The sequence below is a fragment of the Nocardia tenerifensis NBRC 101015 genome, assembly GCF_000308715.1.
Lineage (GTDB): Bacteria > Actinomycetota > Actinomycetes > Mycobacteriales > Mycobacteriaceae > Nocardia > Nocardia tenerifensis.
This window is the reverse complement of the sequence record NZ_BAGH01000108.1, coordinates 17,488-28,636: the sequence shown is the minus strand read 5'-3', so window position 1 is coordinate 28,636 and position 11,149 is coordinate 17,488. Positions and strand designations below refer to the sequence as shown.

At 69.5% G+C, this 11,149-nt stretch carries 9 protein-coding genes and 1 pseudogene; 7 read left to right on the top strand and 3 right to left on the bottom strand.

Features of this window, described 5'->3' with window-relative positions:
* The 4 genes and pseudogenes from ON39_RS08825 to ON39_RS08810 all read left to right on the top strand — a co-directional run.
* Positions 1-711: pseudogene (locus tag ON39_RS08825) on the top strand (SDR family NAD(P)-dependent oxidoreductase); the annotation flags it as partial.
* A 7-nt stretch (positions 712-718) separates the two neighbouring features.
* A complete protein-coding gene (locus ON39_RS08820; RefSeq protein WP_040732841.1) occupies positions 719-1,639 on the top strand; it encodes a hypothetical protein in 921 nt (306 codons plus the stop codon).
* 5 nt (positions 1,640-1,644) lie between these two features.
* A complete protein-coding gene (locus ON39_RS08815; protein ID WP_040732830.1) occupies positions 1,645-3,147 on the top strand; it encodes a flavin-containing monooxygenase in 1,503 nt (500 codons plus the stop codon).
* 87 nt (positions 3,148-3,234) lie between these two features.
* Entirely contained in the window at positions 3,235-4,065 is an 831-nt protein-coding gene (locus tag ON39_RS08810) for a MerR family transcriptional regulator (RefSeq protein WP_246003058.1), read from the top strand.
* Here the strand turns inward: ON39_RS08810 and ON39_RS08805 are convergent.
* Positions 4,062-4,823: an ABC transporter permease gene (locus ON39_RS08805; RefSeq protein ID WP_040732839.1), complete on the bottom strand. Its 762-nt coding sequence runs from the start codon at positions 4,821-4,823 to the stop codon at positions 4,062-4,064. The two genes, ON39_RS08810 and ON39_RS08805, sit on opposite strands and share 4 nt — an antisense overlap.
* A gap of 20 nt (positions 4,824-4,843) precedes the next feature.
* Positions 4,844-6,118, bottom strand: coding sequence for a glycosyltransferase (locus tag ON39_RS08800; RefSeq protein WP_040732829.1), 1,275 nt, complete (start codon positions 6,116-6,118; stop codon positions 4,844-4,846).
* A gap of 105 nt (positions 6,119-6,223) precedes the next feature.
* On the opposite strand from ON39_RS08800, the gene ON39_RS08795 reads away from it, so the two are divergent.
* The 3 genes from ON39_RS08795 (at position 6,224) to ON39_RS08785 (ending at position 10,538) form a co-directional block, all read left to right on the top strand.
* Positions 6,224-8,779 (top strand): cytochrome P450, encoded by a 2,556-nt coding sequence (locus ON39_RS08795; RefSeq protein WP_040732838.1) that lies wholly within the window; start codon positions 6,224-6,226, stop codon positions 8,777-8,779.
* Positions 8,780-8,826: 47 nt separating this feature from the next.
* The gene (locus ON39_RS08790) at positions 8,827-9,357 is read left to right on the top strand and encodes a pyridoxamine 5'-phosphate oxidase family protein (protein WP_040732828.1); all 531 of its coding nucleotides are present in this window, start codon (positions 8,827-8,829) and stop codon (positions 9,355-9,357) included.
* An 86-nt stretch (positions 9,358-9,443) separates the two neighbouring features.
* Positions 9,444-10,538 carry a methyltransferase gene (locus tag ON39_RS08785; protein WP_246003057.1) on the top strand — a complete coding sequence of 365 codons (1,095 nt, stop codon included), beginning with the start codon at positions 9,444-9,446 and terminating at the stop codon, positions 10,536-10,538.
* Here ON39_RS08785 and ON39_RS08780 read toward each other — a convergent pair.
* Positions 10,535-11,134, bottom strand: a complete 600-nt coding sequence (locus ON39_RS08780; protein ID WP_051186424.1) for a TetR/AcrR family transcriptional regulator — start codon at positions 11,132-11,134, stop codon at positions 10,535-10,537. The genes ON39_RS08785 and ON39_RS08780 overlap by 4 nt on opposite strands.
* Between the last annotated feature and the right edge of the window lie 15 nt (positions 11,135-11,149).

The window sequence follows — 11,149 nt, the reverse complement described above, 5'->3', positions numbered from 1 at the left end:
CAAGCACCCCGGCACCGCGCACGCGTTCCGCTGCGACGTGGCCGTGCGCGAGGACGTGGAAACCTTGCGCGCTTCGCGGATTCGCTGTTCGACCGCCCGGTCAGCCTGGTCATCAACAACGCCGGGGTCGGCATCGGCGGAAAGCGCGTCGGCCAGGTCGGTTTCGCGGACTGGGAGTGGGCGCTCGGCATCAACCTGTGGGGCGTGGTGCACGGCTGCGAGGTGTTCACGCCGCAGCTGCGCGCCGCGCGCCGCGGCGGGATCATCAACGTCGCCTCGGCGGCCGGGTTCGCCGCCGCGCCGTCGATGGCCGTCTACAACGTGTCCAAGGCGGGCGTGATGTCGCTGTCGGAGACGATGGCGGCCGAGCTCAGCGGCACCGGCGTGGCGGTCACCGTGCTGTGCCCGACGTTCGTGAAAACCAATGTGGCGCGCGACGGCCGGATCACCCAGCAGTCCGCGCGGCTGGCCGACACCCTCATGCGCTGGACGGGGTTCTCGCCCGAGCACGTCGCCCGCGACACCCTCGACGCCCACGATCGCGGGCAGCTGTATGTGCTGCCGCAGCTGGACGCCCACGTCGTCTGGCGGCTAAAGCGTTACCTTCCCGCTCAGTACACCTATGTCCTCGGCCTCCTGGATCGGGTTCTGCCCCAGGACAACTCCCCCGCCACCGACCGCTCGACGGTCATCGACAAGACAGGAGTCTGACATGGCCATCACGATGGACTTCGACGACATGCTCGCCAAGATCAAGGACCGGCAGTGGGCGCTGGCCGACATCGACTGGGACGCACCGGGCGCCGAGACGATCTCGCCGGAGCTGCACGCCAAGCTCAAGCCGTTCATGGCGAATCTGATGTGGATCGAGAACGTGGGCGCGCGCGGCTTCGCCGCCATGGCGAAGAAGGCGCCGACCGAGACGCTGCGCGAGATCTACCGCTACTTCCACGCCGAGGAGCAGCGCCACGCCAACGCCGAGCTGGCGCTCATGCGGCGCTGGGGCATGCTCGACGGCGACGAGATGCCGCAGCCGAACGTGAACGTCAAGCTCGTGATCGACTTCCTGGACCGCTACGCCGACGACATGTCGCTGTCGTTCCTCGGCACCGTGATCCCGATGCTCGAGGTCGCGCTGGACGGCGCGCTGGTCAAGTTCATCATGGACGAGATCGAGGACCCGGTCTGCCAGGACGCGTTCAAGAAGATCAACAACGACGAATCCCGGCACCTGGCCGTCGATTTCGCGGTGATGGATCTGCTCGGGCACTCGCACGTGCGCAAGCTCGCCATCGATCTGGTCGGCGGCTGGATGAAGCCGTCGCTGCTCATCGGCGTGCTGAGCTACGTGCCGCTGCTGAACAAGATGCGCGACAACATCGTCGAGATGGGCGTCGACGAGCAGAAGCTGTACTCGGCGCTCAAGCGCTACGCCAATGTCGGTGAGCGCAGCGAGTTCGCGCGCAGGCTGCCGATGTATCAGATCGTGAAGATGCACGGCGGCTGGGTGATCGACCGCAACCACCCGTACCACCTGTTCGCGGACGCGCTGGTGAAGATCACCGCCAGGGTGCCGAAGGCGTTGCTGCGCAGGGACCCGACCTGGGTCAAGGAAGTCACCTACGAGCCGGCGGCGTGAGGCAGATGAACGACACGACACTCGACGTCGCCATCATCGGCGGCGGGTTCGCCGGCATCGGCGCGGCTATTCGCTTGAAACAGAAGGGCATCGACGGGTTCGCCATCTTCGAACGCGGCGACGCGATCGGCGGCACCTGGCGCGACAACACCTATCCCGGTGCGGCGTGCGACATTCCGTCGCGGCTGTACTCCTACAGCTTCGCGCCGAACCCGGACTGGTCGCACACCTACTCGGGCAGCGACGAGATCCTCGGCTATATCGAGGCGATGGCGGCGGAGTTCGGGCTCGGGCCGCACTTCCGGTTCGAACACAACGTGAGCGGCATCGTCTTCGACGAGGACGCCGGTCAGTGGGAGATCACGATCGACGGCCGGGAGACCGTGCGGGCCAGGGCCGTCGTGCTCGCCTCCGGGCCGCTGGCCAACGCGAGCTTTCCCGACATGCGAGGCATAGCCGAGTACGCCGGGCACAAGATCCACAGTGCCCGTTGGGATCACGACTACGACTTCACCGGGAAGAAGGTCGCGGTCGTCGGCACCGGCGCGAGCGCGGTGCAGATCATCCCGAAGCTGGTCGATCAGGCCGCCTCGGTCAAGGTCTTTCAGCGCACGCCCGGCTGGGTGCTGCCCCGGGTCAACCGGCGCACCAACCCGGTGACCAAGGAGCTCTACCGCAGGGTGCCCGCCGCCGAGCAGCTGGCGCGGCAGGCCTGGTTCTACGGGCACGAGTCGGTCGCGCTCGGCGTCGTCTGGAACACGCCGCTGACCAGGGTGGTCGAGCTGGTCGGGCGGGCCCAATTGCGCAGGCAGGTCAAGGATCCGTGGCTGCGGCGCCAGCTCACCCCGGACTTCCGGGCCGGGTGCAAGCGGCTGCTGATGACCGACGACTACTACCCGGCCCTGCAGCGCGACAACTGCAAGCTGATCACCTGGCCCATCGCCACGCTGTCCGAGCGCGGCATCCGCACCGCGGAAGGCGTTGAGCACCAGGTGGATTGCATCGTCTTCGCGACGGGCTTCGACGTGTCCAAGACCGGCACGCCGATCCCGGTGACCGGCCGGGACGGGCGGGTGCTCGCCGAGGAGTGGTCGCGCGGCGCGTACGCCTACAAGAGCGTGGCCGTGTCGGGCTACCCGAATCTGTTCCTCACCTTCGGGCCGAACTCCGGGCCGGGCCACAACTCGGCGCTGGTGTACATGGAGGCGCAGATCGACTACCTGGTGAGCGCGATCGGCACCATCCTGGAGCAGGATCTGCGCGTCCTCGACGTCCGCAAGGAGCGACAGGATCGCTACAACGCGGGCATGCAGCGCAGGCTGACCGCCACCACCTGGAACTCGGGCTGCCGCAGCTGGTATCTCACCGAGGACGGATTCAACGCGACCATGTACCCGGGGTTCGCCACGCAGTACGTGAACCAGCTGCGCACGGTCGACCTCGCCGACTACACGGTCGTCGCGGCGGAACGGAACGCGCGCAGGGCACGGATCGCGGCGGTTTCCTAGATGACGGAGGCCGGCGGCCTTGGCGATAGACTCGGTCGATCACAGCGGCGTGCCCCGCAGCGGCACCGTGCACGCCGCGATTGAACGATGACCGTGCTGTTCGGCCGCCGGCGACCCGGCGCCACGGTGGGCGAGGAGGTGGAGTCGTTGGAGTACCGGATCGATGATCTCGCGCGCGCCGCGGGCACCACCACCCGCAATGTGCGCGCCTACCAGGAACGCGGGCTGCTGCCCCCGCCCGTCGGCAAGGACGGGCGGGCCAGCATCTATGACAACTCACACCTCGAGCGGCTGCGGCTGATCGACGCGCTGCTGCAGCGCGGCTTCACCACCGCGCACATCGGCGACTTCATCACCAGCTGGGAGACCGGCAAGGACCTCACCGAGGTGCTCGGCTTGCAGCACGCGGTCACCGCGTCCTGGGCCAAGGACGAGACGTTCGAGATTCCGCGCGAGCTCATCGGCACCATTCTCGGCGCGGAGGCCGACGAGCTGGTCGACCGGCTGGGCGAGATGAAACTCGTCCGGCTCGAGGGCGACACCGTGGTGTTCACCGACACCCAGCTGCTCACCTCGTTCGCCGAACTGCACGAGTACGGCCTGGAGCTGCGCACCCTGATCGAGATCTACGCCAAGGTCGCCGACCGCATCGACGACATCACCCACATCATGATCACCGCCGCCAAGCAGCACATCATCGACGAGCACGGCCCCGGCTGGCTGCCCGACACCAGCAGCGAGATCGCCGACACCACAACGATGTTGAGCAAGATGCGCGAGCTGGCCGTGGCCTCCGTGCACTCCACCCTCGCCCGCTCCCTCGACGTCACCCTCCGCAAGGAACTCGGCGACTACCTCGCCACCGCCGCCGAGCGCGAACGCGCCCGCACCGAGTCCCGGCCGGAATCCCACTCCTAGCGGGCGCGGCGCGCGAAAAGTACCGCGGCGCAGACATATCCGACCGCAGCGAGGCCGACCGACCACAGCACCGCCGACGCGCCGGAACCCGCGTCCGCGCCGGTGAACAGGTCGCGGAGGGTGTCGATCACCGGTGTCGCCGGTTGGTGGTCGGCGAAGCCGCGTAGCCAGGTCGGCATGGATGCGGTGGGTACGAAGGCGCTGCTGATGTAGGGAATGAACATGATGGCGTAGGTGAAACCGCCTGCAGCCTCCGGGTTTTGGGCTAGCAGGCCCAGGGCGACGGCTATCCAGGTGATCGCGTGGACGAAGAGCGCGATGATCGCGAGGGCACCGAGCCAGGCGAGAAGGCTTGCGCGCGGGTGGAATCCCAGCAACACACCGACGAGCAGCACGAGGGCGACGGCGATCATGTTGCGTGCGACGCCCTCCCCTACGTGACCGGCCAGCAAGGCCTGGCGGTAGATCGGCAAGGTGCGGAATCGGTCCACCGCGCCGGTGCGCAGGTCGGTCGCGACGGCGGTCGCGGTGATCGATGCGCCGAAACCGGTGCACAGCAGGATGATTCCGGGGATGACGTAGTCGATGTACGGACCCTCCACCTGGATCGCGCCGCCGAACACGTAAACGAACAGCAGCATGATCAGCACCGGCAGCAGTAGCGAGATCAGCAGGGTGTCGCGGCTGCGCAGCGTGTGCCGTACCGCGCGCCGGAACATCACCACGGTGTCGGCGCACGCCGTCGCCGGTCCGCTCATGCCGCGGATGCGGCGTGTACTCACCCGGCGGCCGCCTCGACGATGTCCGCCGTCCGCGTCGTCGCGTCCGAATGCGAGTGCAGCTCTCCCGCAAGGGCTTTCGCCCGCTGAATTGTCCCCTGCTCCAGCAGTTTCCGCACCCCCGCAGCCAGCCGAGCGCGGTCGAGCTTGCGGAAGCCGAGATGCGCGCCGACGCCGAGGCGTTCGACCTGCGCGCCCCACATGGGCTGATCGAACGACACCGAGCAGACCAGCGTGGGCAGGCCGGCCCGCAGGCTCTCGAAGGTGGTGCCGATGCCGCCGTGGTGGACCGCGGCGGCGCAGACCGGGAAGACGATGTCGTGGGCGACGGGGCCGACGACCTTGACCCGCGCGCTGGTCTGCGCGTCTCCCAGATCGCTCCAGCCCGCGCTCACCAGGCCGCGGATGCCCAGCTCCTCGCACACCTGCTCGACGAGCGCGAGCACGGCGTGGGTGTCGCGAATGGGCATGCTGCCGAAGCCGAAATACACCGGCGGCTCGCCCTCGGCGATCCAGGCGATCACCTCGCCGTGGTCGGCGGCCAGCTCGCCGAGCGCCTCGCGCGCGGTGCGTTCCAGCGGGAGGAAGCCGACCAGCGGCCTGCGCTCGCCCCACTCCTCGGCCAGGCCGGGCACCAGGGCCGGGTCGTAGATCTGCACCTCCGGCACGCCTTTTCGATCGAGCACGGCGGCGGGGCTCGCGGTCGAGCGCGGCAGGCCGAGTTCCTTGCGCAGCTGATTGAGGTAGCGCATGAACACGACGCGGCGCAGGTTCTCGGCGAGCAGCCAGGTGGCCTGGTTGACCACGCCCGGCGGGCGCCACGCCGGGGGCAGCGCGCCGGGGAACGGGTACGCGGAGTTCTTCCGGCACGGGAACCCGTGCAGCGAGACCATCGGCACCCGCATCGCCTCGGCGACGGACGCGACGCGATCCTCGGTCAGCATGGTCGCCACGATGATGTCCGCGTCCGCGCAGACGTCGATCACCTCGCGGTTCATCCGCTCGGCGTAGTCGGCCATCTGCTTGCCGACCAGTTGCATCAGCCGGAAGCTGCTCCCGGCGGCCAGCGCCTGCTGGCCCTCGTCGGAGGAGTAGAGCTGCTGCACATCCGGCCCGCAGCTGACGGCGGACAGGCCGGTGCGGGCGGCGAAGTCGACCAGGTTCGGCGGCGCGCCGAGCAGCACGTCGTGGCCGCGCCTGCGCAGCTCGAGCCCCAGCGCCACCGCGGGCTGCACGTCGCCGCGGGTGCCTGTCAGCGGAATCGCCACTCTCATGCCAGCTCCTGTACTCGGCGGGCCGCCCCGCACTCGTCACGCCGCGTGGGCGACTCGTCGATCTTCCAGCATGCCAGCGCCGCGCGAGTCCGTACCGTGGTCGGCATGCACGTCGCGCTGTTCACGGACTTCCACCCCGCGACCCTCGGCGGGATCCAGACCTCGGTCCAGGCCCAGCGCCGCGGGCTCGAACGGCTCGGCCACCGCGTGACCGTCTTCACCGCGCCCACGCCGGAATCTACCGAATTCGACCGCGACACCGTGGTTCTTTCCGCGCTCGGCGGGGTCATGGTCAACGGTTTCGCCATGGTCTTGCCGACTCCGGCGAACAACCGGCTGATCGACGCGGCCTTCGCCGAGCGCGGGCCCATCGACGTCGTACATACGCAGACCACCTACGGCGTGGCCATTTCCGGCCTGCGCGCGGCGCGGCGTCACGGCCTGCCCGTGGTGCACACCGTGCACAGTCGCGACGACGTGTTCATCGCCAACACCTCTCCCGTCCCGTATCTGTCCGCGCTCACGATGCGGGTCCTGCACGGCCGCTTCGTCTCTCACCGCGCACCCATGCCGCGCAACGACGAGTCGCGGGCGGCGCGGCACGCCTGGCGCACGATGGTCGCGCAGGCGCAGGCCGCCGACTCGGTGATCGTACCGACGCGGCACTTCGCCGAGCGCATTCTGGCGCACGGACTCGATCGGCCTCTTCGGGTGATCTCCAATGGGATCGACGACGAACTGCTGGACAGCGCGCCCGAACCGACGACCGAGCCGAGTACCGGCCCGCTGCGAATCCTGTGGTGCGCCAGGCTGTCCGGCGAAAAGCGCCTACTGGAGGCCGTCGAGGCGGTGCGGCGCGTACCCGACTGCACGTTCGACATCTACGGCACTGGAGACCTGTACGAGCAGGCCCAGGCGGCGATCGGGACGAACGGACTGCGCGACCGCGTCCGGCTGCACGGCGGGGTCAGCCAAGCTCAGTGCCTCGCCGCGATGACCACGCACGACGTATTGCTCTTCCCCTCTTCGGGTTTCGACACCCAGGGCATGGCCCTGCTGGAGGCGGTGGCGATGCGGCTGCCCGTCGTCTACTGCGACCCGGACCTGGCGGAGACCGTGCCCGAGGGCGGCGGGGTGCGCACGAGCGACCCGTCCGCGGCGGCCATCGCCGACTCGCTGCGCGAACTCGCCGCTCGTCCGGAACAATTGGCGTCGATGCGCAAGGTCCTCGCCGAGCACGCCGACGCCGCGCGGCAGTCGCGGCTCACCGAGGACATCCTCGCGATCTACACCGACGTGACCGAAGGCCCGAAATCCGCTATGTCACAGCCTGTCCCGAATGTACCCACCGCGCCGGGGCGACTACCCCTGCTCGGCCACAGCGTGGTCGCGCTGCGCGACGGACTGAAGTTCGTCACGTCGCTGGCCGAGGTCGGCCCGATCGTCCGGATCTATCTCGGACCACGACCGGCCTACGTGCTCACCACGCCGGAGCTCATCCGCGAGGTGAGTTTCGGTGAGGCGGGCGACTTTCACCGGGAGGAGCTGCGCGAGGCGATCCAGGAGGTCATTCGCGGCGCGTCCAACGTGCTCAGCGGCAAGCCGCACGAGCTGCGCCGCCGGATGATCGCGCCCGCACTGCGGCAGCGCCGGTTGAACGAATATGCCGTCGTCGCCGCGGATCTCGCGAACGACTGGTCGAACTCACTACGCGCGGACCAGCGACTGAATCTGGTCGACGAGGCGCATCGGCTCGTCCTCGACACCATCTCCTCGACCCTGTTCACCGCGGAGTTCGGCGCGGACGCCAAACGCGAAGTCCGGCAGAACATTCCGTGGCTGCTCGGTCAGGTGATCCAGCGCGCGGCGCTGCCGCCGCCGGTGCGCCGCCTGCGCGTGGTGGCCAATCGCCGGTTCACCGCCAAGTCCCGTCGGCTGCGCGCCGAGATCGGCGCCGTGGTCGCCGCATACCGCCGCGCCGACCGTGATTTCCACGACGTGCTCTCCGCGCTGGTGCGCCACCGCGATCCGGAGACCGGCATCCAACTCTCGGACGAGGAGATCATCGACGAACTGCTGCTCATGCTGGCGGCCGGCGTCGGCTCGACCGCGTCCATCCTCGGCTGGGTGTGGCACGAGATCATGCGCGATCCCGACATCGCCGCCGAATTGCGCAGGGAGCTGGCCGATTTCGTCGGCGACGCGCCCGTCACCCCGGATCATGTGGCGCGGCTGCCGTATCTGCGGCTGATCGTGCTGGAGACGCTGCGGTTCTGGGGGCCGTGGGTCAGCACGCACACCGCGGACGGCCCCGTCACGGTGGGCGGCACTACCCTGCCCGACGGCGCGATGGTGGTGTTCAGCCCGTACATGATCCACCACAACCCGCACTACTACCCGGACCCGGAGACCTTCGACCCCGACCGCTGGTTCCCCGGCCGCGTCGAGGAGATCGACAAGAAGGCCATCCTGCCGTTCGGGGTCGGCCTGCGGCACTGCCCGGGCAACAACTTCGCGCTGATGACGATCACCCTCGCCACCGCCGCCCTCTTCGCGCGCTGGGAACCGGTCGCCGACCCCGGCTATCGGGTGCGGCCGTCGAATCGGGATTTCGTCGCGGCACCGTCCCGCCTGCCGGTGGTCCTGCGCGAACGGCCATGAGCGCGTCACGAGCGATGAGTTCTCCGTCTCCGTATCGTCAGCACAGTATGGACACCCAAAACCTCGCCGACCTGTACTCATTGCCCGAACTCGAGTGGGCGGCCATCGAGTCGACCCTCGACGCCAATATCCCGCAGGCCCCCGACACCGGCGGCCCGAATCGGCACACCTATTGGTTGAGCACGCTCAACCCCGACGGCAGCCCGCATGTGACCGCGCTCGGCGCGCTGTGGCTGCACGGCGCGTTCTGGTTCACCACCGGCGCGCGAAGCCGCAAGGGCCGCAACCTCGCCCGCGACCCGCGCTGCACCCTCAGCATCGCGATGCACGACTTCGACCTCACCGTCGACGGCACGGCCGCACAGGTCACCGATCCCGCGGCCGTGGCCGAGATCGCCGCGCGCTACGCCGCCGACGGCTGGCCCGCGCGGCCCGACGAGACCGGGCAGGCGCTCACCGCCGAGTACAGCGCGCCGTCCGCGGGCCCGCCGCCCTGGCACGTCTACCGCATCACCGCGACCACGGCGATGGCGCTCGGCACGGTCGAGCCGGGCGGCGCGACCCGCTGGCGCTTCTGACCCGGCGGTTCGACCGCGCGGCGGTGCGGCACCGTACCCTGCTGGGAGGCGCAGATCGCCGGCCGTCGACGGATGGGAGTCGCCCCGTGGCATCCGACCACCCAAGAATGCCGCCGCCGGGATTGGTTCGCGTAGTCGAGTTGCTGCGCAACGGTCTCGCAATTGCCTATCGCAGACTGGTGCCCGGCCAGCTCGCCGTCATGGAGTTGCTCGCCGCGGGGTGGCTGACGCAGGCGATCCACGCCGCCGCCGAACTCGGCGTCGCGGACGCGCTCGCCGACGGGCCGCGCAGCGGGGCCGAGCTGGCACGCACGGTCGGCGCCGACGAGGACGCGCTGCATCGCCTGCTGCGCCTGCTCATCGGCCACGGCATCTTCACCAGGCGCCGGGACGGCCGGTACGCGCTCACGCCGATGGCCCGCACGCTGCGCCGCGACGAGGCGGTCTCGCTGCGCGACGCGGCGCTGTTCTTCGGCTCCTCGATCCATCGGGACAACTGGTCACACCTGGTCGACGCGGTCCGCACCGGCAGACCGGTCGGCGAGGCGCTGCACGGCATGTCGTTCTTCGAGCACACGCGGGCCGACCGGGCGCTCGGCACGCTGTTCGACAACGCGATGACCAGCATCGGCGGCCTCGGACTCGCCCCGCTGCTCGCGGCCTACGATTTCGCCCGCTACGAAACCCTCGTCGACGTCGGCGGCGGCGAGGGCACGCTGCTCGCCGAGATCCTCTGCCGCGCACCGCGATCCAAGGCGGTGCTGTTCGAGCTGCCGGAGGTGGCCGAGTCGGCGGCCGACCGGCTGGCCGAGCTCGGGCTCGCGGACCGCTGCGCGATCGAGCACGGTTCCTTCTTCGCCGCGGTTCCGCGCGGCGGCGACGCCTACATCCTCAAACACATCCTGCACGACTGGCCGGAGGACGAGGCGGGCCGCATCCTCACGGCCGTGCGCGCGGCGATGAAACCCGATGCGCGCCTGCTGATCATCGAACTCGTCGTCCCGGAACACGCCCGGCCGCACCCCGGCAAGTTCATCGATCTGGAGATGCTGGTGCACACCGGCGGCCGTGAACGCACCGCGGCGGAGTACCGGAAGTTTTTGGCGCGCTTCGGTTTCGAGCTGCTCCGGGTGATCCCCACCGTCTCGCCGGACAATATCCTCGAGGCCGCGCCCGTCTAGTCCGTCAACACCCCGGCGATGACCGTGGTCACCACCTTGGTGACGGCCTCGGGTTGCGGCGCGACGCCTTTGCGGTCGGCGAAGAGCAGGTGCCCGGCCCCGATCAGGGTGGGCGCCAGGACTTCCACGTCGGCCGTCGCGGCGACGCGTCCCCGCTCGCGCTCGTCCTCGAGGTAGGTCGCGATCATCGTCGTCGCCTCCGCCAGGAGCGGAACACCGGTCGGCCGGATCCGCCGCAGCCGCGCGCGCAACTCGTCGCGGAAGGTGACCAGGCTGACGATGGCCACCGCGACCGTGCCGAACAGATCCGTCAGCGCGTCGCTGAGGTTGCCGACGACGGTTCCGGTTCCCGCGGACAGCCGCAGTGCGGCGGCTTGGTGTTCGAGCCGCTCGATGCGGTCGTGCACCAACTCGGCCAGGAAATCGTCGAAGTCGGCGAAGTGCCGATGCAGCACGCCCTTCGCGCAGTCCGCCTCCGTGGTGACCGCCCGGCTGGTCAGCGCGCTCGGGCCGTCCCGAAGCAGGATGCGCTCGGCGGCGTCGAACAGCTGCGCGCGCACGTCGCGCATGGCCACTCCCGTTGGCACCGTGGACATCTCCTTATCTCGTCG